The organism is Nocardia sp. NPDC004568 (assembly GCF_040609955.1).
Taxonomy (GTDB): Bacteria; Actinomycetota; Actinomycetes; order Mycobacteriales; family Mycobacteriaceae; genus Nocardia.
The window spans coordinates 11507-37138 of the sequence record NZ_JBEXLL010000071.1; the positions used below are offsets into that span (position 1 = coordinate 11507).

21 protein-coding genes are annotated in these 25632 nt (G+C 69.4%); all 21 read right to left on the reverse strand.

The window, feature by feature from the left end; translation table 11 throughout:
- Nucleotides 1–155: 155 nt before the first annotated feature.
- Nucleotides 156–3293, reverse strand: a complete 3138-nt coding sequence (gene ileS / locus ABZV91_RS25905; RefSeq protein ID WP_355246738.1) for an isoleucine--tRNA ligase — start codon at nucleotides 3291–3293, stop codon at nucleotides 156–158.
- Between the two features lie 359 nt (nucleotides 3294–3652).
- Nucleotides 3653–3850: a hypothetical protein gene (locus ABZV91_RS25910; protein ID WP_030523837.1), complete on the reverse strand. Its 198-nt coding sequence runs from the start codon at nucleotides 3848–3850 to the stop codon at nucleotides 3653–3655.
- Nucleotides 3851–3906: 56 nt separating this feature from the next.
- Nucleotides 3907–4752, reverse strand: a complete 846-nt coding sequence (locus ABZV91_RS25915; protein ID WP_355246740.1) for a DivIVA domain-containing protein — start codon at nucleotides 4750–4752, stop codon at nucleotides 3907–3909.
- A 63-nt stretch (nucleotides 4753–4815) separates the two neighbouring features.
- Complete coding sequence (locus tag ABZV91_RS25920) at nucleotides 4816–5118, reverse strand: YggT family protein (RefSeq protein ID WP_030523839.1); 303 nt, start codon at nucleotides 5116–5118, stop codon at nucleotides 4816–4818.
- A 91-nt stretch (nucleotides 5119–5209) separates the two neighbouring features.
- A complete protein-coding gene (sepF, locus tag ABZV91_RS25925; RefSeq protein ID WP_355246744.1) occupies nucleotides 5210–5989 on the reverse strand; it encodes a cell division protein SepF in 780 nt (259 codons plus the stop codon).
- The gene (locus tag ABZV91_RS25930; protein ID WP_355246747.1) at nucleotides 5986–6150 is read right to left on the reverse strand and encodes a hypothetical protein; all 165 of its coding nucleotides are present in this window, start codon (nucleotides 6148–6150) and stop codon (nucleotides 5986–5988) included. The genes sepF and ABZV91_RS25930 overlap by 4 nt, the downstream gene beginning before the upstream one ends.
- A 107-nt stretch (nucleotides 6151–6257) precedes the next feature.
- A complete protein-coding gene (locus ABZV91_RS25935) occupies nucleotides 6258–6953 on the reverse strand; it encodes a YggS family pyridoxal phosphate-dependent enzyme (RefSeq protein WP_355246781.1) in 696 nt (231 codons plus the stop codon).
- 286 nt (nucleotides 6954–7239) lie between these two features.
- Nucleotides 7240–7971 carry a peptidoglycan editing factor PgeF gene (gene pgeF, locus ABZV91_RS25940; RefSeq protein WP_355246750.1) on the reverse strand — a complete coding sequence of 244 codons (732 nt, stop codon included), beginning with the start codon at nucleotides 7969–7971 and terminating at the stop codon, nucleotides 7240–7242.
- A gap of 119 nt (nucleotides 7972–8090) precedes the next feature.
- A complete protein-coding gene (ftsZ, locus tag ABZV91_RS25945; RefSeq protein WP_355246752.1) occupies nucleotides 8091–9383 on the reverse strand; it encodes a cell division protein FtsZ in 1293 nt (430 codons plus the stop codon).
- A 385-nt stretch (nucleotides 9384–9768) separates the two neighbouring features.
- The gene (locus ABZV91_RS25950) at nucleotides 9769–10434 is read right to left on the reverse strand and encodes an FtsQ-type POTRA domain-containing protein (protein WP_355246755.1); all 666 of its coding nucleotides are present in this window, start codon (nucleotides 10432–10434) and stop codon (nucleotides 9769–9771) included.
- A 33-nt stretch (nucleotides 10435–10467) separates the two neighbouring features.
- Entirely contained in the window at nucleotides 10468–11907 is a 1440-nt protein-coding gene (murC, locus tag ABZV91_RS25955; RefSeq protein WP_355246784.1) for a UDP-N-acetylmuramate--L-alanine ligase, read from the reverse strand.
- Between the two features lie 68 nt (nucleotides 11908–11975).
- Nucleotides 11976–13121: an undecaprenyldiphospho-muramoylpentapeptide beta-N-acetylglucosaminyltransferase gene (gene murG / locus ABZV91_RS25960; protein ID WP_355246758.1), complete on the reverse strand. Its 1146-nt coding sequence runs from the start codon at nucleotides 13119–13121 to the stop codon at nucleotides 11976–11978.
- Nucleotides 13118–14554: a putative lipid II flippase FtsW gene (ftsW, locus tag ABZV91_RS25965; protein ID WP_355246761.1), complete on the reverse strand. Its 1437-nt coding sequence runs from the start codon at nucleotides 14552–14554 to the stop codon at nucleotides 13118–13120. The genes murG and ftsW overlap by 4 nt, the downstream gene beginning before the upstream one ends.
- Nucleotides 14551–16017, reverse strand: a complete 1467-nt coding sequence (gene murD, locus ABZV91_RS25970) for a UDP-N-acetylmuramoyl-L-alanine--D-glutamate ligase (RefSeq protein WP_355246787.1) — start codon at nucleotides 16015–16017, stop codon at nucleotides 14551–14553. The genes ftsW and murD overlap by 4 nt, the downstream gene beginning before the upstream one ends.
- Before the next feature lie 49 nt (nucleotides 16018–16066).
- Nucleotides 16067–17143 (reverse strand): phospho-N-acetylmuramoyl-pentapeptide-transferase, encoded by a 1077-nt coding sequence (gene mraY / locus ABZV91_RS25975; protein WP_030523849.1) that lies wholly within the window; start codon nucleotides 17141–17143, stop codon nucleotides 16067–16069.
- Complete coding sequence (gene murF / locus ABZV91_RS25980; RefSeq protein WP_355246764.1) at nucleotides 17140–18693, reverse strand: UDP-N-acetylmuramoyl-tripeptide--D-alanyl-D-alanine ligase; 1554 nt, start codon at nucleotides 18691–18693, stop codon at nucleotides 17140–17142. The genes mraY and murF overlap by 4 nt, the downstream gene beginning before the upstream one ends.
- Complete coding sequence (locus tag ABZV91_RS25985) at nucleotides 18690–20306, reverse strand: UDP-N-acetylmuramoyl-L-alanyl-D-glutamate--2,6-diaminopimelate ligase (protein ID WP_355246767.1); 1617 nt, start codon at nucleotides 20304–20306, stop codon at nucleotides 18690–18692. Before ABZV91_RS25985 ends, murF begins: the two co-directional genes overlap by 4 nt.
- 89 nt (nucleotides 20307–20395) lie before the next feature.
- The gene (locus tag ABZV91_RS25990; RefSeq protein ID WP_355246790.1) at nucleotides 20396–22156 is read right to left on the reverse strand and encodes a penicillin-binding protein 2; all 1761 of its coding nucleotides are present in this window, start codon (nucleotides 22154–22156) and stop codon (nucleotides 20396–20398) included.
- A 194-nt stretch (nucleotides 22157–22350) separates the two neighbouring features.
- The gene (locus ABZV91_RS25995; protein ID WP_355246770.1) at nucleotides 22351–23277 is read right to left on the reverse strand and encodes a hypothetical protein; all 927 of its coding nucleotides are present in this window, start codon (nucleotides 23275–23277) and stop codon (nucleotides 22351–22353) included.
- Nucleotides 23278–23500: 223 nt separating this feature from the next.
- Nucleotides 23501–24478, reverse strand: coding sequence for a 16S rRNA (cytosine(1402)-N(4))-methyltransferase RsmH (gene rsmH, locus ABZV91_RS26000; protein ID WP_355246773.1), 978 nt, complete (start codon nucleotides 24476–24478; stop codon nucleotides 23501–23503).
- A gap of 278 nt (nucleotides 24479–24756) precedes the next feature.
- A complete protein-coding gene (mraZ, locus tag ABZV91_RS26005; protein ID WP_039823743.1) occupies nucleotides 24757–25188 on the reverse strand; it encodes a division/cell wall cluster transcriptional repressor MraZ in 432 nt (143 codons plus the stop codon).
- Between the last annotated feature and the right edge of the window lie 444 nt (nucleotides 25189–25632).

Sequence of the window (25632 nt, forward strand, 5' to 3'; positions counted from 1 at the left end):
GGGGCGGGCCGGTGCACCGAGCCCCGGTGCCCTATCGGGTGATTCGGCGAGAACCTGCTCGGCCGCGGCGGCGTTCCCCGCCGTCTCGTCGCCGCCGGATGCCACCGGGCGGCACGCTGCCGGCCGGACCCGGTGATCCGGCCGGCAGCGACGACTCAGCCCGCCTTGACGATCCGGGCCCGCACCCCGCCGGTGAGCTCCGCGGCATCCGGTCCGACCGACCCGAAGTCCAGCTCGACCGCCAGGATCTCCCCCGCGATCAACTCGCGATGGGTGCGCGCCCATTCCTGCCGGTCGGCCGGCACCTCCAGCGTCGCCGTGATGCGATCGGAGACGTCGAGGCCGAGCGATTTCCGGGTCTCCTGCAGATCCCGGATCACATCGCGGGCCCAGCCCTCGGCCTCCAACTCCTCGGTGACCACCGAATCCAGCACCACCAGGCCCGCGTTACCGGGCAGAGCGGCGGTGGATTCCGGTTCGGCCGCCACCAGCCGCTGGGTGTACTCCTCGGGCAGCAGTTCGATCCCGGCCGCACTGACCACACCGTCGGCGGTCTCCGACCAGTCACCCGCCTTGACCGCCTTGATCACCCGCTGCACATCCTTGCCCAGGCGGGGTCCGGCAGCACGCGCGTTGACCGCCAGCTCGAATCGGCCGTGCGCGGCGACATCGGTCGTCAGGTCGACCTTCTTGACATTCACCTCGTCGGCGATGATGTCGGCATAGGGCGCCAGGCGTTCCGCGTCGGCGGCGGCGATCGTCACCTCCGCCAACGGCAGCCGGACCCGCAGCTTCTGCGCCTTGCGCAGGCTCAGCACGGTCGAACACACACTGCGCGCCTCGTCCATCGCCGCGACCAGCTCCGGATCGTGCGGCAGCGTTTCGGCGGCCGGCCAGTCCGTGAGATGCACCGAGCGCTCACCGGTCAGACCCCGCCAGATGACCTCGGTGACCAGCGGCAGCAGCGGAGCCGCCAGCCGCGTCACCACCTCGAGCACCGTGTGCAGCGTGTCGACGGCGTCGCGGTCCTCGGCCCAGAACCGGGCGCGCGACCGGCGAACATACCAGTTCGTCAGCGCGTCGGCGAAGGTACGCAGTTCCTCGCAGGCGCCGGCGATATCGAACTCCTCCAGCGCGGCGGTCATCACATCACGGCTCTGCGCCAGCTTCGCCAGGATGTAGCGATCCAGCGCGTTGGGCGAATCCGTCCGCCACACACCGGGTTCCGCGGCGTAGAGCTGCAGGAACGTCCAGGCGTTCCACAGCGGCCGCAGCGCATGGCTCACGCCTTCCCGGATACCGCGCTCGGTGACGATGAGGTTGCCGCCGCGCAGGATCGGTGAACTCATCAGGAACCAGCGCATGGCGTCGGAGCCGTCCCGGTCGAACACCTCGTTCACATCCGGGTAGTTGCGCTTGGACTTGCTCATCTTGAGCCCGTCGTCGCCGAGCACGATGCCGTGTGCCACCACATTCCTGAACGCCGGACTGTCGAACAAGGCCGTGGACAGGACGTGCAGGTTGTAGAACCAGCCGCGGGTCTGCCCGTTGTACTCGACGATGAAATCGCCCGGGAAGTGCGAGTCGAACCACTCCTTGTTCTCGAACGGGAAGTGGACCTGCGCGTACGGCATGGACCCCGATTCGAACCAGCAGTCCAGCACCTCGGGCACCCGGCGCATGGTGGACCGGCCGGTCGGGTCGTCCGGGTTGGGCCGGGTCAGCTCGTCGATCGCGGGACGGTGCAGATCCGTGGGCCGAACCCCGAAGTCGCGTTCGAGCTCGTCGAGCGAACCGTAGACATCGATCCGCGGATAGGCGGGATCGTCGGACATCCACACCGGGATGGGGCTGCCCCAGTACCGGTTCCGGCTGATGTTCCAGTCGCGGGCGTTCTCGAGCCATTTACCGAACTGCCCGTCCCGGATGTGCTCGGGCACCCAGCTGATCTGCTTGTTCAGCTCCACCATGCGCTCACGGAACTGCGTCACCGCCACGAACCAGGAGGGCACGGCCATGTAGATCAGCGGCTGGCCGGAACGCCAGCTGTGCGGATAGGAGTGGTCGACGGTTTCCTGCCGCAGCAGTTTCCCGGCGGCCTTGAGATCTTTGATGATCACCGGATTGGCGTCGAACACCATGAGGCCCTCGTACGGCGGGACCATGGAGGTGAACTTGCCGCCCGGATCGAGCGGCTGCACCAGCTCGATACCGTTCGCGCTGCAGACGTCCATATCCTCTTCACCGAATGCGGGCGCCATGTGCACGATGCCGGTACCGGAATCAGTGGTGACGTAGTCGGCCGAGAGCACCCGGTGCGCATTCGGATGCCCGGCGAAGAAATCGAACGGCGGCGTGTAGCGCAGATCGACCAGCGCGGCCCCGTCGTACTCCCCGAGCACCTCGGGCTGCTCACCGAGTTCCCGCGTATAGTGGCCGACCCGCTCGGCCGCGAGGACATAGCGTTTCCCGTCCGCGCCGCGCACCTGCACGTAGCGCAGATCCGGATGGACCGCGACGGCGAGGTTGGACGGCAGTGTCCACGGGGTGGTGGTCCAGATCAGCGCATTGGCGCCGTCCAGGTCACGCAGCGGATGGTCCTCGGGAACGCTGAGCACCATATCCACCGTCACCGCCGGGTCCTGGCGCATCCGGTAGGCGTCGTCGAGTTTGGCCTCCTGGTTCGACAGCGGCGTCTGCTCGTACCAGCTGTAGGGCAGCACCCGGAAACCCTGATAGATCAGGCCCTTGTCGTACAGCGACTTGAACGCCCACATCACCGACTCCATGAAGTCGAGATCGAGTGTCTTGTAGTCGTTGTCGAAGTCGACCCAGCGGGCCTGCCGGGTCACATAATCGCGCCATTCACCGGTATAGCGGAGTACCGAGGACTTGCACGCGGCATTGAATTCCGCGAGCCCCATCGAGTCGATCTGTGATTTGTCCGTGATACCGAGCTGCTTTTCCGCTTCGATTTCCGCCGGCAGCCCGTGGGTGTCCCACCCGAAACGTCGCTCGACCCGCTTACCGCGCATGGTCTGGAAGCGCGGGATGACATCTTTGACGTAGCCGGTCAGCAAATGACCGTAATGCGGCAGACCGTTGGCAAACGGGGGTCCGTCGTAGAAGACGAACTCCTCGGCGCCGGCCCGGTTGTCGATACTGGCGCGGAAGGTTCCGTCGGCGGCCCAGGTGTCCAGCACGGCCCGCTCCAGCTCGGGGAAGGACATACCGGATCCGCCGCCGAGGTCGACGCGCGGATATGCGCTGCTACTGGATTTCTCGTCCGCCATCGCGGATACACATCTCCTCGTGCCCGGCGCGCTCTGGGGCGCGGTATCTCGGCACGGGGACGATCGCGGCGCAACGGGTGCGCCGGAACCGCGGTACCACCCCGCTTGTCCGGCCCCGGCGGACCGGGTGGACCTCTCGTTACGAGCTGTGACGGGCTCACCCGCTCGGTTCTAATGAGCGTGTGCAGCGTAACGGCCGCACAGCGCCGTTCTTCCGAAAGCTCCCCGGTGATGGCCGGATCGTCGCCGACTTACAGGTTTGATTCTAACCAGGACGGTCAACCACTTATACAACCGCCCGCGGAGCCGCAGCATCCCGCAACCCGGAAGGACGTTTTGGTTCTCGCCCGTTTTTCTCGTCAGCGCTTCGCGTGTTGGTCCCGTGGTGGCAGTTCCTCATCGGGTGCGCGCATCGACAGCGCGCTCGCCAGCAACACCACAGCGCCGGCAACACACACCGCGATACAGCCCCACGCCCAGATCACCGATCCGGTCGCCAGGGACAGGATCAGCAGGGCCAGGCCGATCGTGGCCAGCGCCAGTGTCAGGACAAGCATGATGACCCCCAGAACAGCAGGCCGGGCGCCCGTGCGCTCCCAGCGGTATCGGGCGTTTACTCGCCTTTGCCGAACGAGGCGGGAGCGAGCTGATTGGCCCCGGTATCGAAGGAGTCACCCTCGTCGACCGGCACGGCCGAACCCCGGTTCTCCAACTCCTCGAGCTGCGATTCCAGATACGACTTGAGCCGCACCCGGTATTCGCGTTCGAAGGTTTTCAGGGTCTGGATCCGGCTCTCCAGCACATTGCGCTGCTGGGTGATGGTCCCCATGATCTCGGTGTGCTTGCGCTCGGCGTCGGCCTGCAGCGCGTCGGCCTTCTCCTTGGCCTGACGCAGCTGGCTGTCCGAGCGGGTCTGGGCGTCGCTGAGCATGGCGTCGGACTTGTGCCGCGCGTCGGCGATCATCTCGTCCGACCGCACCCGCGCGTCGTTGACCATCCGCTCGGAATTGGCCCGCGCGTTCGCCAGCAAATTCTCGGCTTCGCTCTTGGCGTCGCTGGTGAGCCGATCGGCCATCTCCTGCGCCAGGCTCAGCACCTTGGCGGCCTGCATATTCGCGTCGGCCGCGGCGTCGGCGGCCGACGGAGCGGCCGGGACCACCGGGATGGGCGCCGACGGCGGCGCCTGCACCGGGGGTTTGATGGGTTCCGGAGGCGGGGCCTGCTGCACCGGTTTACCCAGGCCCGGCCCGCCCGGGCCGCGGTGGGACTTGGCATCGGCCAGTTCGGCGTCGAGCTCGGCAACCCGCTGGCGAAGGTCTGCGTTCTCCTCGATCAACCGGGAAAGTTCCTGCTCCACCAGATCCAGGAAAGCGTCGACTTCGTCCTCGTTGTAGCCGCGTTTGCCGATAGGCGGTTTGCTGAACGCGACGTTGTGCACATCGGCTGGGGTCAGCGGCATGGAAGGATCCCTTCGCGCGTTGGCAGATCTAGCGGCCCTGGCAAGTCTTCACGGCCCATTCTGTCACACCGGAGCTACCGGCTGTCCGAGCCGGCTCACCACCGACATCAGGATGAAGACCAGGAACAGCAGAACCATAATCGATAAATCGAGCCGAATTCCGCCCAGGGAGACCGGCGGTATCAGCCGCCGCAGCAGCTTCACAGGGGGATCGGTGATGGTGAAGATCACCTCGAGGATCACGACGACCACCCCGGTGGGACGCCAGTCGCGGGCGAAGCTCCGGATGAACTCGACGATCACCCGGCTGATGAGCAACAGCCAGAAGATGAACAGTACGAAGTACAGCACCGCGAACAAGGCCACGCCCTCACTCTGCCGCAAAATCGGCGCGGTGCAAAATGCCCGCGCCGATCTTGTTCGTAGCACGCCGGCGCCCGGCCGGGCGAGCCGGTCGCTATTTCTGGTTGTAGAACCCGGTTTCCGCGATCCGGCGCCGCTCCTCGGCCGATACATCCACATCGGCCGGGGAGAGCAGGAACACCTTGGTCGCGACCTTGTCGAAGGAACCGCGCAGGGCGAAGGCCAGCCCGGCGGCGAAGTCGACCAGGCGTTTGGCGTCGGCATTGCTCAGGTCGACCAGATCCATGATCACCGGGTTGCCCTCGCGGAACCGCTCCCCGATGATCGCGGCTTCGCTGTAATCACGCGGACGCAGCGTGGTGATCTTGGACAAGGGACCTCCGTCCTCGAAGATCGCGGGACGGCGGGCGGCGACCGGCTCGGGGCGGACCCGTTCGGCCAGCCGACGCTCCTCGGCATCGGGATCGACTGCCAGCGCTCCCCTGGTCGCGCCGCGCAGCGAGGACCCGCCACCCGGGCGATACCGGCCGGAGGAGGAGGCGGCGTCGATCCGGGTGGGGCGGCGTGGCCCCTCGTAATCGTCGTCGTAGCCGTCGCCCGGGTAGTCGTCGCGGCGCGGCGCGGGGTAGCTGGGCTGGTAGGACGACTTGTAGGGCACGTCGCGGTAGTCGGGACCGTCGTAGCGGTCCTCGGGGTACCGGTCGTAGTCCGGCCGATCGCCGTAGTCGCGGGGGGCGCGGTCGGCGTAGTCACGCGGCCGGCGCCCGCCACGATCCTCGACCCCGCGCGGGGTGCGATCGTCGACGTAGTCGTCTTCGTAATCCTCGAGGGGAACCATGCCGAAGTACGCCTTGAACTTGTGCAGCGTGCTCATGACCGTGCCTCGCTGCCGCTCGGCGCGGTCATGAGCACGCTCGTGGCTGCGCCCACAATTCGCTCGCTGCGCTCGCTCGATGACCGTGCCTCGCTGCCGCTCGGCTCCGTCATGATCACGATGGTGGCTGCGTCGAGTACTCGCTCGCTGCGCTCGCTCATTCTGGTCGACCTTCCTTCGGCCCCGGTGGCGGCCGGGTGTTGAAGTCTTGCTCAGCCCTCGTCGTGTCCCAGCATATGTGTCGAATGTGACTGATGAGGTTTGTTTGCTACGCCGAGGTTATCGGTCGGCTCCCCATCAGAGCGGTACCGACACGCACACACGTGGAACCATGGGCAATAGCTCTTTCAAGATCATCGGACATCCCGGCGGACAGCTCCGTCGCCGCTGGATGTCCGGTGCGCAGCCGGGCATGGAGTTCGGCCAGTCGCGCGAACTCCACATCCGGGTCGGCGGCCCGCGGTGGAATGGCCATAATCCCAGCCAGACGCAGTTCCGCGGCCTCCGCGATCCGATCGGCCAGCGCCGGTAGCGCGGCCGGATCGACCCCGCCGCGCGCCGGATCGGCGTCCAGGCTCACCTGGATCAGCACCTCCAGCGGCGTGTCCCGCTCACCGGCATCCAGGGCGGCCGCGGTAGCCGTGGCGAGCGCGGTCGCCAGGCGTTCGCTGTCCACCGATTGCACCGCGTGGGCCCAGCGCACCACCTGGCGCGCCTTGTTCCGCTGCAACCGCCCGATCAGATGCCAGCGCAACCCGGGATCGCTCAGCTCCGCGGCCTTGGCGCCGGCCTCTTGCGGACGGTTCTCGCCGAAGTCACGGCGGCCCAGACGATAGAGCGCGGCGATATCGGAGGCCGGGAAATATTTCGTCACGGGCAGCAACCGGACACCCCCCGGATCCCGGCCGACAGCCGCGCACGCTGCCTCGATACGTGCGAGCAGACGCGCGAGGTTATCGGCCAGTTCCGCGCTACGGGAGTCGTTTCCGGCCTCGGCACCGCGACTGTCCGGGACGGATCGACCCGGCTGATCAGCGAAATCCTTCACCGTCCGAGTCGATTCGGGGCCCTCGGCGCGAGCGCCGCTCATCTGCGCGTGCCGATCCGCCACGGTATCCGCGCCGTCATCGGTCTCCCATCTGCCAGTGACCGATCTTCGGCCGTACCTCGAACATTATGCGCGAGTGGATATTTCGCGCCGACCGCGTGGTCGTGACGACCGCGTGCGGCGCCGTGGACCGCTCGGCCTTTCACGCTGTACCCGATTCCATCCAGATGACACTGCCCAATCGTCCGGTCGGCGCGCCACGACGGTGGCTGAAGAGTGTGGTGTCCTCGATGGTGCAGCGCGGATCCTCGGCGATCGCCGCGACCCCCGCCGCGGTGAGCTGCCGCCGGATGCCCGCGCGCAGATCCAGGCCGGGGGTCCCACGGACCGTGGTGGTCGCGCTGCCGGGCAGGTGCGCTTCGATATCGGCCCGCATCGCAGCGGGCACCTCGTACTGCCGGCCGCTGGCGGCCGGACCGAGCAGCGCGCCGATCCGATCGGGCCGGGCGCCGACGGCGACCATCGCCTCCAGCACCCGGGGGACGATACCGATGCGGGCGCCCACCCGCCCGGCGTGCACCGCGGCCACGACCCCCGCTTCGTCGTCGGACAGCAGCAGGGGTACGCAATCGGCGGACAGCACCACCAGCGCCAGCCCCGGCCGGGTGGTGACCAGGGCGTCGGTGCCGGGAAACGGTTCGGTAGCCGGCCCGTCCACCGTCGCGACCGTACGGCTGTGGATCTGTTCCATCCAGATCACATGATCGGCGGGCAGCCCGAGCGTCTCGGCGAGCCGGGCGCGATTGCGCCGCACCGCCTCCGGATCGTCGCCGACATGATCGCCGAGGTTGAACGAATCGTAGGGCGGCGCGGAGAAACCTCCCGCGCGCGTGGTGACGACCCGTCGAACGGTGAGTACCGGTGCCGCTGTCATGACACCGAGCCTAGTGGCAGTCCGGACCGTCCCCGCCGCGTCCGGCCGCCGCCCGCACGCCCGCGACAGTGGACCGCCCGCGCACTCGGCGCGGGCGGATCACCTCCCGTGACACGGGTTCACCGGCGCATGAAGTCCGGGACGTCCACATCGTCGTCGTCATCGTCGGGCAGATCCGGCGGCGGCTGGATATGGGACCGGCTGTTGTGGCTGAGCGTCGGATCCACCGGCGGACGGGTGCGTTCGGTATCGCGGTAGCTCGGGGCCGGGCCGCGCGCGACCGCCGAACCGGGATCCGACGAGCGGATCGAGGCCGGATCCTCGGAGTGCCCACGGGCCGCGCCGAGTTCGGCGGTCCGCGACGTCCCGAGTTCGGCCGTTCGCGATTGCGCCGAGATCTCCGCGGTACGCCCGGATCCCAGCGATCCGCGGGTGGTGGCCGGATCGAACGTCCGGCGCGCGGGACCCCCGCCGTCGAATCCCGCGGCGATCACGGTGACGCGCACCTCGTCGCCGAGCGAATCGTCGATGACCGTACCGAAGATGATGTTGGCCTCGATATGCGCGGCCTCCTGCACCAGCGAGGCGGCCTCGTTGATCTCGAACAGGCCCAGATCCGATCCACCGGCGATCGAGAGCAGCACCCCGTGCGCCCCGTCCATGGAGGCTTCCAGCAGCGGTGAATTGATCGCCGCCTCGGCCGCTTTGACCGACCTGCCCTCCCCTCTGGACGAACCGATACCCATCAGCGCGCTACCGGCCCCGGACATCACGCTCTTGACATCGGCGAAGTCGACATTGATCAGACCCGGGGTGGTGATCAGATCGGTGATGCCCTGCACACCGTTGAGCAGCACCTCGTCGGCCGAGCGGAAGGCGTCCATCAGGCTCACCGCCGCATCGCCCAGTTGCAGCAGCCGATCATTGGGAATGACGATCAGGGTGTCGCAGGATTCGCGCAGCAGGTTGATACCCACCTCGGCCTGGTTCCCGCGACGCTTCCCCTCGAAGGAGAAGGGCCGGGTGACCACACCGATGGTCAGCGCACCCAGTTTGCGCGCGATACTCGCCACGACGGGCGCGCCGCCGGTACCCGTACCACCGCCCTCACCGGCGGTCACGAAGACCATATCGGCGCCCTTGAGCACCTCTTCGATCTCGTCCTTGTGATCCTCGGCGGCCTTACGACCCACCTCGGGGTCGGCGCCGGCGCCGAGGCCCCGGGTGAGCTCCCGCCCGACATCGAGCTTCACGTCGGCATCGCTCATCAGCAGTGCCTGGGCGTCGGTGTTCACCGCGATGAACTCGACACCCTTCAGACCCTGCTCGATCATTCGGTTGACGGCGTTCACGCCGCCGCCGCCGATACCGACGACCTTGATCACGGCAAGGTAGTTGTGCGGGGGCGTCATGAGCTCTCGCCTTCCTTCGATCCAAAGTCTGTCGTTTTCGGATGCCCGATATCGTTCCGCGCGACCACGATCCGCGGACCACGATCCGGGCAAACCCTGAACCTCAACCATAGGGTTGGAGTTATGTCAAGTATCCGACTGGTGCGGAACGCTATTCGCCGCCGTCGCGATCCGCTCGCAGGCGCGCCGAGACGATAACCAGTTTCTTCGGCGAACTTGCTTCTACCAGGGCGGTACGCGACGTATCGTGAACGGTTACCCAGCGGCCCGTGCCCACATCGTGGGACGCCCCCGGCTCCCGCCGCATGCGGTCTCCGGGTGAGCGTCCGGGGCCGAGGCGGAGCTGCGAACCGAACAGGGTCGAACCGAACAAGAGTGCTGGGAATCATTTTACCGTGACCAGACTGGGACTCGAGACGTCGAACACGGTTCCCGGCTGAGTGAGCAGCGGCACCACCACCGCCGATTTGCGTTCGCCGTCCTCGCTGCTGCCCCACAGTACCGTGCGACCGTCGCGCAATGTCAGGGAAATGTCCGACGCGCCCATGGCACGGACGGTTTTCACCTGCACCTCCAGCGCCGGCGGCAGCACCCGGGCCACGGCGACCGCGGCCCGGGTGAGTTCGTCGGTACTGCCCGGGCGCGCGGTGACCAGCTGCGGCACCCCGATCGGCGCGGGCTCGATCGCGTACTCGATACCGTCGGCGTCCAGCAGATGCGCGCCCTCGGGAGAGTCGTAGTACAGCACCGGGGTTCGCGGCTCGATCCGCACCCGCACGGTCGACGGCAGCATCCGCTGCACCCGGGCACTGCGCACCTTCGGGATGGTCGCCACCCGCGCGGCCATCGCCGCGGTATCGATCCGCAGGATCGAACCGGTCTGCGGCACCTGGAGCAGTTCGCGGATCTGTTCCTCCGGGATTTCGCCGGCCCCCTCGATCCGTACCTCGCGCACCGACAGCAGCGGTGAGAACCAGGCGAGCGCGGCCAGCGTGATCACCAGGGCGAGCGCGGGGAGCGCCCACAGCCGGAAACGCCGCAATCCGCCCATCTCGAATCGCCGCGTCCCGGCCCGCACCCTGCCTCACCGCCCGTACTGCGGACGCGCGCGTAGTCCGTCCAGGATCTGGCTGCCGAGCATGGTGACATCGCCGGCGCCCATGGTGATCACGACATCACCGGGCTGGGCGAGACCCGCGACCTGGCGGCCCACCCGGGACATATCGGGTTGGTAGTGCACGGGTTTGTGCACCGACTGGGCGACCAACGCGCCGTTGACCCCGGGCAACGGTTCCTCACGAGCCCCGTAGACATCGAGCACCACCACTTCGTCGGCCAGGTCGAGAGCCGCGCCGAATTCGGCGGCGAACGTCGCGGTGCGACTGTAGAGATGCGGTTGGAAGACCACGATCACCCGGCCCCGACGCGACAGCGCACCGTCACGGGCCTCCTGTTCCACCAGTTCGGCGGCGGCCCCGAGCACCGCCCGGACCTCGGTGGGATGGTGGGCGTAGTCGTCGAAGACGCGCACCCGGTTCTCCCGGCCCACGAACTGGAAGCGTCGGTGGACCCCGCCGAAACCCTCCAGCCCCTGGATGATCTCGTCCACATCGGCGCCGGCGGCTCGTGCGGTCAGCAGGGCGGCCAGCGCGTTGAGCGCCATATGCCGGCCGGGCACGGAAAGACGCAGGGTACGCGGGGCGGGTTCGTCGGCGAGCTGGAACTGGGCGATACCGCCGACATCACGCGGTTCCCAGCTGTGCAGGCGCACCCCGACCGGAACCGGGGCATCGGGCAGCTCCCCGGAGCCGTACCCGAGGACCCGCACGCCACGGTCGGCCAGCCGCTGCCCGGTGCGCTCGGCGAGCGCCCGGGCGCCGGGGTCGTCCAGGCACACGACCAGCAGCCCGCCGTCGGCGAGGCGATCGGTGAAATCGTCGAACACCTGCACATAGGCGTCGTCGGAGCCGAAGAAGTCCAGGTGGTCGGATTCGATATTGGTGACCACCGCGACATCCGGGTCGTACTGCAGCAGCGACCCGTCGCTCTCGTCGGCCTCGGCGACGAAGATATCGCCACTGCCGTGATGGGCGTTGGTCCCCGCCTCGTTGAGTTCACCGCCCACCGCGAACGACGGGTCCAGCCCGCAATGCTGCAGCGAGACGATGAGCATCGAGGTCGTGGAGGTCTTCCCGTGGGTTCCCGAGACGAGCAGCGTCCGATGGCCGCTCATCAAGGCCGCCAGCACGGTCGGCCGCAGCAGCACCGGGATCTCGCGGCGGTGCGCCTCCACCAGTTCGGGGTTGGTCTTGGGAATGGCCGCGTAGGTCGTCACCACCACCGTGGGCCCGCCGGGCAGCAGATCCAGCGCGCCGGCGTCGTGACCGATCCGCACCTGGGCGCCCCGGGCCCGCAGGGCGAGCACACCGCGGCTCTCCTTCGCGTCGGACCCGGAGACCTCGCCGCCGCGTGACAGCAGGATGCGGGCGATCCCCGACATCCCGGCGCCGCCGATACCGACCATGTGCACCCGGGCCAGCTCCGGCGGCAGCGCGCCGGGACCGGTCTCCGGTGCGGTCACCTGCTCGCCGGTCACCGGCCCGCCGCCCGCAGCACGATCCGGGCGACCTCGTCGGCGGCATCGCGATGGCCGGCGCCGGCGGCGGCACGGCCCATCTCGGCTATGCGTGCTGGATCCGTGAGCAGCGGTATCACCTCGTCGATCACATATTTCGGGGACAGTTCGGGGTCGGCGACGATTCTGCCACCACCGGCCGCGACCACGGGCCGGGCATTGAGTTCCTGTTCACCGTTTCCGTGCGGCAGCGGTACGTACACCGCGGGCAGCCCGACCGCCGATACCTCGGCGACGGTCATCGCCCCGGATCGGCAGACCACCGCGTCGGCGGCGGCGTAGGCGAGATCCATCCGCGACAGATACGGCACCGCCACATAGGGCGCGGCAGGATCCGTCGATTCGACCTCCAGTGTGTTCTTGGGCCCGTGCGCGTGCAGGACCGAGATACCGGCCGCGGCGAGCTGCGGGGCCGCGCCCGAGATCGCGTCGTTGAGCGACCGCGCGCCCTGGGAACCGCCGAAGACCAGGAGCACCGGTCCGGTCGCGGGCAGGCCGAAATGCTCCCGCGCCTGCGCCCGCAGTCCCGGCCGATCGAGTGAGGTGATCGCGGCCCGCACCGGGATACCGACGATCTCGGCGTCGAGCCCGGAACCCGGGACCGCGGCCAGCACCCGGGCCGCGCGCCGCGCGCCGACCTTGTTGGCGATACCCGCCTTCGCGTTGGCCTCGTGCACCACCACCGGCACCGCGCGCCGGCGTCGCAGTGCCCCCCGGCCCGCGGCGAGATAGGCGGGCAGCGCCACATAACCGCCGAACCCGACGATCACATCCGCCTCGACGGCGTCGATGACCTCACGAGTACGCCGCACCGAAGCCCGGACCCGCCCCGGCAGCCGCAGCAGATCCGCACTGGGCTTGCGCGGCAACGGCACCGGGGGGATCAACTCGAGCGGATATCCCCGTTCGGGCACCAGGGTCGTCTCCAGTCCGCGCGCGGTGCCGAGCGCGGTCACCCGGATCCCGGGATCGAGCCGCCGCAACGCGTCGGCGACGGCCAGGGCCGGTTCGATATGCCCGGCCGTGCCGCCACCGGCGACGATCACCGATATCCCGTCCGTGCGCGATGCCGTGTGCTCGCCTGCGGACTGAGGTGCGCTCACCTGTTTCTTCCCCGTTCTCGTGCGTGTGTCACCGAATAGCTGGGCTCCCAGGCCCGGGTGGCCCGCAGGGTGTCGGTACCCCGGCTGTTGGCCCGCGGCCGGGCCCGCGCGGGCTCGTCCCGGGGCTCGGTGCGGGCCGGGCGGCGAGCCGGCCCCCGGTCGCGGTCGGCCGCGGCGCGCCCCCGCACGGGATGGTAGACCTCCGGTTTCGGCAGCCGCAGCAGCCGGCTGACCCGCCCGTCCTGCCCGGCGTGCAGTGCCGCCACCGCCTCGGGTTCGTGCCGCGCCGCGTTGGCGATGATGCCGAACATGAAGAGCGTCAGCGCCAGCGACGAACCGCCCGCCGACACCAGCGGCAGCTGCAGACCCGTGACCGGCAGCAGGCCCACCACATAGCCGATGTTGATCAGTGCCTGCCCGGTGATCCAGGTGGTGGCGGTCGCGGTGAGCAGGCGCAGGAACGGGTCCACCGAGCGGGCGGCGATCCGCAGGCCGGCGTAGACGAACAGCGCGAACAGTCCCAGCACCAACGCGCAGCCCAGGAAACCGAGTTCCTCGCCGATGATGGCGAAGATGAAGTCGTTGTGCGAGTTGGGCAGATAGCTCCATTTGGCCCGGCTCTGCCCGAGCCCGCGACCCCACAGACCGCCGTCGGCCAGCGAGTACATCGCCTGCCGGGCCTGATAGTTGATGCCCTGCGGGTCGTCGGCGGGATTGAAGAAGGCGCGCATCCGGTCGGAGCGGTAGCCGGCCGAGAGCGCGAGGGCCAACGCGGCGATGGCGCCCGAGGCGAGGATGGCCACGAACAAGCGCACCGGCAGGCCACCGAACCACAGCAGCGCCAGCAGGACGATGCCGAGCGCGATGGTGGTGGACAGGTTCGGCTGCAGCACGATCAGCAGACAGACGAGCAGGCCGGCCGGAACCAGTGGCACCAGCAGGTTCTTCAGCCCGCCCGGATCGTTGGCCGCCCGTCCCGCGGCACGCCGCGAGATCAGCAGGTGCGCGCCCCACACCACGAACGTCACCTTCACCAGTTCCGACGGCTGGATCGAGAAGAGCCCCAGGTCGATCCAGCGGCGCGCGCCGTTGACGGTACTGCCGACTCCCGGGATCAACACGAGCACCAGCAGCAGCACCGAGACCGCGAAGACCGGGAAGGACAGCTGACGCAGCCGCCGGAACGGTATCCGCAGCGCGAGGTAGAACAGCACCGCGCCCACCATCGCGTACATCATCTGCTGGACGAACAGCGAATACGCCGATCCGCCGTCGGCATAGGACTCCACGCTGGAGGCCGACAACACCATCACCAGTCCCAGCAGGGTGAGCAGGGTGGCGATCGTGACGACGAGATGGAACGAGGCCAGCGGCCGCGCCAGCCAGGCGCCGAATCGGCCCACCTGTACCTGTCGCGTGCCGCGCGGTCTCATAACCGCCGCCCGAGGTCCTCGTCCTTCAGATCCTCGACCGCGCCGGCGAAGCTGCGGCCGCGGTGGGTGTAGTCGGTGAACATGTCCAGCGAGGCCGCCGCCGGCGCGAGCAGTACGGTATCGCCGGGTCCGGCGAATGCTGCCGCCTCCCGCACCGCACGCTCCATCACCGCGTCGGCGATCTCGGTGTTGCGGGTTCCGGTGATCGCCTCGTCCATGACTGCCTGCCCCATACCGGCATGATCCCGCGTATCCAACTCGACCACGGGGACTTCCGGCGCGTGTCGCGCCAGCGCGGCCGCGATCACCGGCGCATCGGCACCGAACAGCACGACGGCGACCAGCCGCTCGGCGACCTCCTCCACCAGATCCTCGACATTGGCGCCCTTGAGCTGGCCACCGGCGATCCAGACGACATGCTGATGGCCCAGGATCGACGACCGCGCGGCATGCGGGTTGGTGGCCTTGGAGTCGTCGATGAACTCGACGCCGCCCAGTTCACGCACCAGGGCCGACCGGTGCGGCCCGACCTTGTGCTCGATCAGGCCCTCGCGGACGAACTGCGGCGCCACATCGATGGCCCGGGTCAGCGCGGCGGCGGCCAGGGCATCGGCGATACCGGCCGGGCCGGGTGGGCTGATCTCCTTGGACTCGGCCAGGATCGCCGCCTTGGTGAAGGCCCGGTCCAGGAGTTTGCCGTCGACGACGCCGAGTTCACCGTCGGCCGGGACGCCGATCCGGAAACCGATGGTGCGGCGGGCCTTCGAGCGGCGGGCCAGGCGGGCGGCCACCGGGTCGTCGAGGCCGACCACGCCGACCCGCCCCAGCAGGGCGCGCGATTTGGCGGCGGCGTAGGCGTCGAGCCCACCGTGCCAGTCCAGATGGTCCTCCGCCACGTTCAGCACTACCCCGGCCTCCGGGCGCACCGACGGCGCCCAGTGCAGCTGGAACGACGACAGTTCCACCGCCAGCACCTGCGGCCCGGGATTGCGGCGCAGGGCGTCCAGGATCGGCAGCCCGATATTGCCGCAGGCGACGCTGGGGATACCGGCGGCCCGCAGAATGGAGTGGGTCATCTGCGTGGTCGTGGTCTTACCGTTGGTGCCGGTCACCACCAGCCATTTGCGAACCGGCCCGTAGATCCGGGCCTGATCCACCCACCAGGCGAATTCGACATCCCCCCAGACCGGGATGCCCTCGGAGACCGCCGAGGCCAGGACCGGGGAGTCCGGCCGCCAGCCGGGGCTGGTGATCACCAACGCGAACCGCGACCAGTCGGTGCTCTCCATATCGGCCGCGGGCGCGATGTCCAGCCCCAGTTCGGCGGCTTCGGCCAGGGCGGCGGCACCGCTGTCGGTCACCACGGGCCGGGCCCCGATATCGCGCAGTGGCGTGATCAGCGAACGGCCCGACACACCCCATCCGGCGACCAGCACATCGCGGCCGCGCAGGAATTCCAGCATCGGGCCCGGCGAACGCAGGGCCCGGGGCGTATGTTCCTCCATCGTCAGCTCACCCGACCGCGGAGAGGTATTCGCTGTAGAACAGGGAGAGCCCGGCGGCCGAGGCCATCGCGGCCAGCAACCAGAACCTGATGATCACCGTGGTCTCCGCCCATTTGCTCAATTCGAAATGGTGGTGGAACGGCGCCATCTTGAACAGCCGGTTGCGGGTGGTCCGGAACACCGCCACCTGCAGCACCACCGACGCCGCCTCGGCGACGAACAGCGCACCGATGACCACCATCAGCAGTTCGGTGCGGGTGGTGATGGACAGCCCGGCGAGCAGCCCGCCCAGGGCCAGCGATCCGGTATCACCCATGAAGATCTTGGCGGGCGCGGCGTTCCACCACAGGAACCCGATACACGCCGCGGTGCCGGCCGCGCAGACCAGGGCCAGATCCAGTGGGTCACGCACGTTGTAGCAGCCGGTCTCGGGTTTGGTCTCACACGAGTGGTAGTACTGCCAGAACGTGATGACGACGTAACCACCGAGCACCAGGCTCATCGAACCCGCGGCCAGACCGTCCAGGCCGTCGGTGAGGTTCACCGCGTTCGACCAGGCCACCACGATGAGGCAGACGAAGGCCAGAAACACGACCACGCTCATGGAGACGGTGTTGATATCGCGGACATACGACAGTTGCCGGCTCGCCGGGGACAGTCCGCTGCCGCCCGGGAACTGCAGTGCCAGTACGCCGAACACCACCGCCGCGGTGATCTGGCCGAGGTACTTGCCGGCGGCCGTGAGCCCGAGATTGCGGCCCTTGCGGATCTTGATGAAATCGTCGATGAATCCGACCACGCCGAGCGCGGTGGCCAGGCCGAGTACCAGCAGTGCGGAGGCGGTGGGGCCTTCTGCCTCGTAACCGATTCCGATCAGGTGGGAACCGAGATACCCGGCCCACATACCGATGATGATCGCTACCCCGCCCATGGTGGGCGTACCGCGCTTGGACTGATGGCTGGCCGGCCCGTCGACCCGGATCTCCTGCCCGAACCCCTGCCGGGCGAATATCCGGATCAGTAGCGGCGTCAACAGGATCGACACCGTCAGTGCGATCGCCGCCGCGAACAAGATCTGTCTCATCGCACTGCCTCCGTGCTCACCCCGTCGGCGGCGCCGGCGCCGCCCGGTGCCGGTGTGCCGGCACCCGCGTTCTTCTCACCCTCGGCCAGCAGCTGTTCGGCCACCGCCCACAGGCCGACCGATTGCGATGCCTTCACCAGCACCACGTCACCCGCGCCGACTTCGGCGGCGAGCAACTCCACGGCCGCTTCGATATCCGGGACGAGCACCGATTCCTCACCCCATGAGCCTTCCATGACCGCTCCCTGGTGCATGCCCCGGGAGGGTCGTCCGGTCCCGACCACGATGAGCCGGTCCACATCCAGGCGGACCGCCAGGCGGCCGATCCCGTCGTGTTCCACCACCGATTCCGGCCCGAGTTCGGCCATCTCGCCGAGGACGGCCCAGCTGCGCCGCGGGGTGTCACCCGATCGGGCCATGGTGACCAGCGCTTTGAGCGCGGCCCGCATGGAATCGGGGTTGGCGTTGTAGGAATCGTTGATCACCGTGACCCCGGCGGCGCTGGTGCGTACATCCATCCGCCGCGCCGACGCCGCCCGGGCGCCGGAGAGCGCGGTGACGAGCGTGTCGAGGTCGGCGCCGCACTCCAGGGCCACCGCGGCGGCCGACAGCGCGTTACCGACCTGGTGTTCCCCGTGCACGGCCAGCGTGACCGGACGGTCGCCGAGCGGCGTGTGCAGCGTGAACGACGCACGGGCCTGTTCGTCGAGCGTGGTCGCGGTGGCCCGGATCTGCGCGCCCGCGGAATGCCCGACCGTCACCACCCGCGCCGCCGTCCGCGTGGCCATCGCGCTCACCTTCGGATCGTCGGCGTTCAGTACGGCCAGGCCGGTTTCGGGCAGCGCCTCCACGAGTTCGCCCTTGGTCTGCGCGATCGCCTCGCGGCTGCCGAATTCACCGAGATGCGCGGTGCCCACATTGAGGACCACCCCGATACTCGGCGGCGCGACCCGGGCCAGGGCGGCGATATGCCCGGGCCCGCGCGCCGACATCTCCAGCACCAGGAACCTGGTGTCCGGACCCGCGCGCAGAGCGGTCCAGGGATGCCCGAGTTCGTTGTTGAAGGAGCCGGGCGGGGCCACCACCGGTCCCAGCGGTGCGAGCACCGATGCCAGCAGATCCTTGGTGGAGGTCTTACCCGAGGACCCGGTGACGCCGACCACGGTCAGGCCGCCGGCCGCGACCAGCCGTGACACACTTTCCCGGGCCAGCGCGGCCAGTGCGGTCAGCACCGCGGCGCCGGCGCCGGTCGAATCATGGCTCAGCGCAAGCGCGCCCGACGGCATCGACCCCGGCGCGGGCGGTACGACGATGGCGGGCACGCCGACCGGCCGGGCGGCCAGGACAGCGACAGCGCCGGCCTCGATCGCGGCGGCCGCGTAGTCGTGGCCGTCGACGCGCTCGCCCGGCAGCGCCAGGAAGATATCGCCTGGACCGACTCGCCGCGAATCGAATTCGACCGAACCGGTCACCCTCACCTCCGGGTCACCGACGTCGTGCAGCGTGGCGCCCACGACCTCGGCGATATCCCGCAGTGTCATCTCGATCATGAAACTGTCAAGTCCTCCGCGCCCGTGGACCACGAACCGTTGTCCGCGCCCCCGGAACTGTGCCGCAGTGTCGAATCGATCGCCGCCGCGAGTACCTCGCGGTCGTCGAACGGATATTTCACCCCGTTGATCTCCTGCCCTGCTTCGTGGCCCTTGCCCGCGACCAGCACCACATCGCCGGGGTGCGCCCAACCGACCGCCGCCTCGATCGCCGCGCTCCGGTCGCCGATATCACGGACCTCGCCGCGCTGCTCGTCGGCGACGCTATGGGCGCCCGCGATCAGCGACGCGCGGATCGCGGCCGGATCCTCGGTGCGTGGGTTGTCGTCGGTGACGATGAGCAGATCCGCGCCGCGCGCGGCGGCCGCACCCATCGGACCGCGTTTACCGGTGTCCCGGTCGCCACCGGCGCCGACCACCACCGCCAGCCTCCCCCGGCTCCCCGCGGTGGCCAGGTGGGTGCGCAGGGTGGCGATCACCGATTCCACCGCGGCGGGTTTGTGGGCGTAGTCCACCAGCGCCAGGAATTCCTGCCCGCGCTCCACCCGCTGCATCCGGCCGGGTACGTCCACCGTGGCCAGCGCGGGCGCGGCGGTCCCCGGCGCGACCCCGGCGGCCGCGCACACCGCGATCGCGAGCAGTCCGTTGGCGATGTTGTAGTCACCGGGCAGCCGCAACCGTACCGGCGTCTCACCATCCGGCCCGGCCGCCGTGAACTCCTGTTCTCCGCCGTGCGCGGCGGCGGGCCCGGCCAGCGACCAGTCCGCCGGGCCGGTCGTCGCCACTCGGATCGGCGCGGCCAGCCCGTCGGCGAGGCGCCGGCCCCAGGCATCGTCCACACACACCACGGCGGTGCGGGCGGCCACCGGCGACTCGGGTTCGAACAGCCGGCGTTTGGCGGCGAAATAGTCCTCGAAGTCGGCGTGGAAGTCCAGATGGTCCTGCGACAGGTTGGTGAACGCCCCCACCGCGAACCGCACCCCGTCGACCCGGCCCAACGCCAGGGCGTGGCTGGACACCTCCATCACCACCGCGTCCACGCCCTGTTCCACCATCAGCGCGAACATGGCGTGCAACTGCGGAGCCTCGGGCGTGGTGAGCGCACTCGGGACCCGGCGGCCCCCGATCCTGGTCTCGATGGTGCCGATCAGGGCGGTGGACAGACCACCCGCGGCCAGTCCGGCCTCCACCAGGTAGGAGGTGGTGGTCTTACCGGAGGTGCCGGTGATCCCGATGATCCGCAACCGCTCGGACGGATGGCCGTAGATCGCCGCGGACAACTCGCCGAGGATCGCGCGCGGATTCTCGCGCACCAGGACCGGCACCGGCAGATCACCGGCCAGTTCCGCCCCGGCGGCGTCGGTGAGGACGGCGACCGCGCCGCGGGCCACCGCGTCGGCGGCGAACCGGGCGCCGTGCGCCCGGGAGCCGGGTAACGCCGTGAACAGATCACCGGGTAGGACCGCGTCGGAGCGCTGTTCTATCCCGGTGACGGATAGTTCGGTGCCGACCGGTGGCCGAAGTTCGGCGTCGATCAGATCCAGCAGGTCGGGCAGCGGTGTCGACAGCGGCCGGGCCGGCCGCAGCGAGGGCTGGCTGGACTGCGCGGGCACAGGATTCCTCTCTGCATGATGAAGCGCGGATACGACGACGAGTCAGGTTACCGACGCCGGGTCACGGTCGGGTAAGCCGGTTCGCCGAATCACGACGCCTGCAGGACGAACTGCCGTTCCGGTTCGCTCGACGGCGGGATCCGATCCCGCTGCAACGCCCAGGAGGCGATGTCGTGGAACAGCGGTGCGGCCGACTGCCCGCCGCTGCCGTCGGAACTGCGCACCGGCGCGTCGAGCATCAATCCGATGACGTAGCGCGGGTTGTCCGCGGGCGCGATACCGGCGAAGGTGATCCAGTACGACGAGCTGGAATAGCAACCGCAGTTCGGGTCGACCTGCTGCGCTGTCCCGGTCTTCCCGGCGATCCGGTAGCCGTCCACCGCGGCGGCGGCGCCGGTCCCCATCTGCACTCCGGTCGGATCGTTCTGCACCACCGACTGGAACATGGTGCGTAGTGTGCGCGCGGTGTCGGGACTCACCACGCGCACCCCCTCGGGCGCCGGTTCCTCGGTGCGGGTCCCGTCGGGGGCGACGGTGGCGCGCACGATACGCGGCGGCATCCGGAGCCCGTCGTTGGCGATGGCCTGGTACATACCGGTCATCTGCAGGGTGGTCATCGAAAGGCCCTGACCGATGGGCAGGTTGGCGAACGTACCGCCGGACCACTGGTCTCGCGCGGGCAGCAGACCCGAACTCTCGCCGGGCAGCCCGACCTCGGTGCGCCGGCCCAGACCGAAGCGTTCGAGCATATCGGCGAACCGGTCCTCGCCGACCCGCTGCGCCAGCATCAGGGTGCCCACATTGGAGGACTTACCGAAGATCCCGGTGGTGGTGTAAGGGGCGACGCCGTGCTCCCAGGCGTCACCGACGGTGACCCCGGACATATCGATGCGTCCGGGCACCTGATGCACCTCGTCCGGCGTGGTGAGGCCGTATTCGACGGCCGCGGCCGCGGTGACCACTTTGTTGACGGAACCGGGTTCGAAGGGTTGGGTCACCGACGGGTTGTCCAGCCCCGCCGGATCCCAGTGCTGCGGACCGAGCGCCGGATTGAACGTGTTGTCGTTGGCCATGGCCAGCACCTGGCCGGTTTTGGCGTCCAGTACCACCGCGGAGGCCGATCTCGCGCCCGAGCGATCCTTGGCCTGCTGTATCTGCTGCTGCACGTGGTTCTGCAGATAGGAGTCCAGGGTGAGTTCGACATTGTTGCCGTCGACCGCGGGCTGGCGATCGCGGAGACTGCCGGGGATCACCGCCCCGTCGGAGCCGCGGTCATAGGTATAGGAGCCGTCGGTGCCGGCCAGCGCCGAATCCAGCGAGGCCTCCAGTCCGACCCGGCCGTGGCCGTCCCAGCCGGTGGCCCCCACGATATTGGCCGCCAGCGACCCGCCCGGGTATTCGCGCAGGTCCTGACGTTCGGTACCGACCTCGGGGAACTTCGCGGTGATCTCGTCGGCTTTGCGCGGGTCGACATTGCGGGCCAGGTACACGAAGGTCTGGTCACTGCGCAGTTTCTCCAGCAGCTCGGCTTCCTTCGGTCCCTCGTCACCGAGGATCCCGTGGATGGTCCGGGCGATATCTTCGAGCCGCCGGTCCGGGTCGGGCGCCGAATCGTCCTTCGCCCGGGCGTCGGCGAGATCCTTGCGCACCCGGACGGGCTGGAAGTTCAGCGACTGGGCGGTGATGGTGAAGGCCAGGGATTTGCCGTTGCGGTCGGTGACGGTGCCACGGGTGGCGGGCAGGTCCTGGTAGGCCGTGCGCTGACCGGCCGCCTGCGCCGACAGCGTGGGCGCGGCGATGGTCTGGATCCAGAGCAGTTGCAGGGCCACCACGGTCAGCGCCACCAGCATGATCAAGCGGCCCACGCCGAGCCGGATCCGCACCGGCCCGTTCGGCGCGGACCGCCCACCCGGACGTGACCGCCGGGGTGCGCGCGGCCGGGCGGGCGCGGCTACCTCGGCGGATCGCTTCTTCGTCTTTCCACGCTCGCCCGCGGCTCGGGATCTCGGCGCGGAATCGCGCCCGCGCCCCGACCCGCGCCGGTTCATCGCATCTCCTCACCCGCCGTACCGGGCGGCAGCGGCGCGACCGAGGTGGGTTCGACAGTGCCCGGCACCTCCGCGGGCGCCTGGCCCGCCGCCGCGGGTACCTCGGCCGGGGGGACACCGTCGACCGGAGCGGGCGCGCCGGCCGGAGCAGTTCCCTCGGCCGGCGCGGCGGCCCCGGCCGGATCGGTCGCTCGGTCCGGCGCGGCGCCCTCGATCGGGGCGCCGCCCTCGGTCGGCGCCGCCGGTGGAACCGCATCGTCGGCCGGAGCCGTACCCGCTGGAACCTCCTCACCCGCCCGCGGTGCGGGGGGCGGTTCGGACCCCGGTGCGGCGAGCACGCCGCCCGGGCCCGGCGCGGCCGAGTCCGATCGCGGCACCGTCGGGACCGGCACGATCCGTTCGCCCGGGTCCGCGCCGGTACGGGGGGCTCCCCCGCGGGGCGGGCCGTTCAGCGGCGGGGCCGGCGGCCCCTGGGCGGGCTTCGGTTCGCCGACCACGGTGACGGTGCCGTCCGGGGCCACGACCAGCCGCGCCGGATCGACCGCCGGGATCATGCCCAGTTCCCGGGCACGAGTGGCGAGTTCGGGCGCCGAATCGGCGGCGGCGACCTCCCGCTGCAATGCCGCGCGTTCGTCGGAGAGCACCCGGTTGGTCTCGCGCGCGTCACTGAGCTGATAGCTGTCCTCGGCGGCGCGGGTGGTCAGGACGAGCGTGAGTGCGAGACCGCAGCCGAACATGGCCAGAATGGCGGCGACGAACGGTCCCCGCCCCGCCAGTTCCGACCGCGGCGTGGCCGCCGGTGCCGCACCGGTACGCTGCCGGCGCCGGGCGTAGGCCCGCTGCGCGGCACCGGATTTCACTCGCTCCGCGTCGTGTACCCGGCGAGCCGGTCGCCCGGTCTCGGTACGCGTGGTCACGCTCATACCTGACACCCCCGTATCGGTGTGATGGCCCGCGGTTTCGGCCCGCGTACGCCTGTGCTGTGGTCCGTAATGCCCAGCCGGTGCTCCCCTGACACCGCGATCTTGCGAACATCGATGCGATATCCGCATATCGCACCCGCACCGTCGTACCGCAAGCGCGTCACGCGGACAAGCGAATTCGCTGCTCCGCGGGCCACCGCTGCGATGTGTCCGGTGCCGGTGCTCATTCCGCCTCCTGCACGATCTTCTCGGCGGCGCGCATCCGGACCGGCGCGGCGCGGGGATTCTCCTCGATCTCGGCCGGTCCGGCCTGTTCGGCGCCCCGGGTCAGGATGCGGAACTCCGGCCCCATACCCGGGAGTTCGACCGGAAGCCCCATCGGTGTGCGGGATTTCGCGCGCTCGGCCAGTTCGTGCTTGAATACCCGGTCCTCGAGCGACTGGTAGGACATGACCACGATGCGACCGCCCGGTCGCAATGCCGCCAGCGCGGCCGGAAGGGCCGCGCGCAGCGAATCCAGTTCACCGTTCACCTCCACCCGCAGCGCCTGGAAGGTGCGCTTGGCCGGATGCCCACCGGTCCGCCGGGCCGGGGCGGGAATGGTGTCGTAGAGCAGGCTCACGAGTTCGGCGCTGGTCCGCAGCGGCTGCCGGGCCCGGCGCCGCACGATCTCCGCGGCGATCCGGTTCGCGAACCGTTCCTCGCCGTAGACCTTCAGCACCCGGGCGAGCTCGCCCTGACTGTAGGTGTTGAGCACATCGGCGGCGGTCGGGCCGGTGGTCGCGTCCATCCGCATGTCGAGCGGGGCGTCCACGGAATAGGCGAAACCCCGATCGGCCTCGTCCAGCTGCATGGACGAGACACCGAGATCCATCAGGATGCCGCTGACCGAGCCGGTGGCCGGCAGACCGGCCTCCGCGAGCGCGTCGGCGATCCCGTCGTACCGGGTGTGCACCAGGGTGATCCGGTCGGCATAGGGTCGCAATCGATCGGTGGTGAGCGCGAGGGCGCGGGTATCGCGATCGAGACCTACGAGCCGGAGATCGGCGTGAGCGCGCAGGAAGTACTCGGCATGGCCCCCGAGTCCCAACGTGGCATCGAGGTAGACGGACGCCGGGCCGCCGAGCACCGGGTCGAGCAATTCGGCGGCGCGGGTGAGCAGAACAGGGACGTGTCGCGTGCCGTGCTGCTCACGGTTCAAATCGACCTCCGGATCCGTGCCTCGCTCCGTGACGACCCGATTCGGGTCGCATCCGCGCCCAGGTGGGTACGGATCACCGGCGCCGAAGCGGGCGAACAATTGATTGCGCGAGATGCGGCCGCGCCGCCGTTCGATCCGGCGCGTCCACGGGGTGAGCGACAGAAGGAAACTCGGTGACGTAACGAATGCCGCGGGGTCTCTGACCGAAGCGGCACCTGGCGTCGGGGAAGTACGTCAGGGTCCGCATCCGGGCAGAGGCCGCGTGGCACTCGCGCGGGCTAGAAGATTCCGCCCAGTGCCTCGTCTCTCGCTTGTGCGTAGTCCTCCTCGTGCTCGGCGAGGTAGGTCTCCCACGCCTGTTTGTCCCATATCTCCAGGAAGTCGACCGAACCGATGACCGTGCAGTCGCGGGTGAGGTTGGCGTACCGGCGATGCTCGGCCGACAACACGATCCGGCCCTGCGAGTCGAGCCGCTGCTCGTCCGTTCCCGCCGCCAACGCCCGGACGAAGGCCCGCGCCTGCGGGTTGCTCCGGGAGGCCGACGCGGCGCGCCGGGCGAGCGCACTGAACTCGTCCTTCGGATAGACGGCAAGGCTGTGGTCCTGTCCTTTGGTGACCATCAACCCTCCCGCCAGATCGTCTCGAAACTTCGCGGGCAACGTGAGTCGCCCTTTGTCGTCCAGACGAGGTGTGTAAGTACCGAGAAACAACCCGATACCTCCTACCGGACCACCTCGAATGGTGTTGACCGGCTACGCCGGTCGAGTGCCTCGCGGCCTCTCCTGTAGTGCGCGCTCCACATTACCCCACTTTCCCCCACTTTCAATCGAAACACGGGGTGATGTGCCTCCCCGGCCGTCCGATTTCGCAGGTCACCCCAGCTATCACCGGCCGGGCCGAGTTTTCGCGGCCCTGCCTCCTTGCGCGCGTCTACGGCCGCCCACTCCGGCGGACCCCGTCAACTTCCAGCAAACCACCTGATCACGTCCCTGCCGACCGGACGGTGGGGCACCGTGGGGGAACCCGGTGGGGCGGGGTGGGAAAAGGTGATCCGTAGTACGTCGCGCCGGCTCGGCCGGCCACGCGCGCATCCCGCGGGCGAACGGGCCCGGACATACGCGAACAGCGGTGCCGCACCGGATTCCCGGTGCGGC

Coding starts and splice junctions, on each gene's coding strand:
- ileS (WP_355246738.1), bottom strand. CDS start 3,293: ATGGCGGACGAGAAATCCAGTAGCAGCGCATATCCGCGCGTCGACCTC.
- ABZV91_RS25910 (WP_030523837.1), bottom strand. CDS start 3,850: ATGCTTGTCCTGACACTGGCGCTGGCCACGATCGGCCTGGCCCTGCTG.
- ABZV91_RS25915 (WP_355246740.1), bottom strand. CDS start 4,752: ATGCCGCTGACCCCAGCCGATGTGCACAACGTCGCGTTCAGCAAACCG.
- sepF (WP_355246744.1), bottom strand. CDS start 5,989: ATGAGCACGCTGCACAAGTTCAAGGCGTACTTCGGCATGGTTCCCCTC.
- ABZV91_RS25930 (WP_355246747.1), bottom strand. CDS start 6,150: ATGAGCGAGCGCAGCGAGCGAGTACTCGACGCAGCCACCATCGTGATC.
- pgeF (WP_355246750.1), bottom strand. CDS start 7,971: ATGACAGCGGCACCGGTACTCACCGTTCGACGGGTCGTCACCACGCGC.
- ftsZ (WP_355246752.1), bottom strand. CDS start 9,383: ATGACGCCCCCGCACAACTACCTTGCCGTGATCAAGGTCGTCGGTATC.
- ABZV91_RS25950 (WP_355246755.1), bottom strand. CDS start 10,434: ATGGGCGGATTGCGGCGTTTCCGGCTGTGGGCGCTCCCCGCGCTCGCC.
- murC (WP_355246784.1), bottom strand. CDS start 11,907: ATGGTCGGTATCGGCGGCGCCGGGATGTCGGGGATCGCCCGCATCCTG.
- ftsW (WP_355246761.1), bottom strand. CDS start 14,554: ATGAGACCGCGCGGCACGCGACAGGTACAGGTGGGCCGATTCGGCGCC.
- murD (WP_355246787.1), bottom strand. CDS start 16,017: ATGCTGGAATTCCTGCGCGGCCGCGATGTGCTGGTCGCCGGATGGGGT.
- mraY (WP_030523849.1), bottom strand. CDS start 17,143: ATGAGACAGATCTTGTTCGCGGCGGCGATCGCACTGACGGTGTCGATC.
- murF (WP_355246764.1), bottom strand. CDS start 18,693: ATGATCGAGATGACACTGCGGGATATCGCCGAGGTCGTGGGCGCCACG.
- ABZV91_RS25990 (WP_355246790.1), bottom strand. CDS start 22,156: ATGCTGGTGGCGCTGACCGTGGTGGCCCTGCAACTGCTCTGGATCCAG.
- ABZV91_RS25995 (WP_355246770.1), bottom strand. CDS start 23,277: ATGAGCGTGACCACGCGTACCGAGACCGGGCGACCGGCTCGCCGGGTA.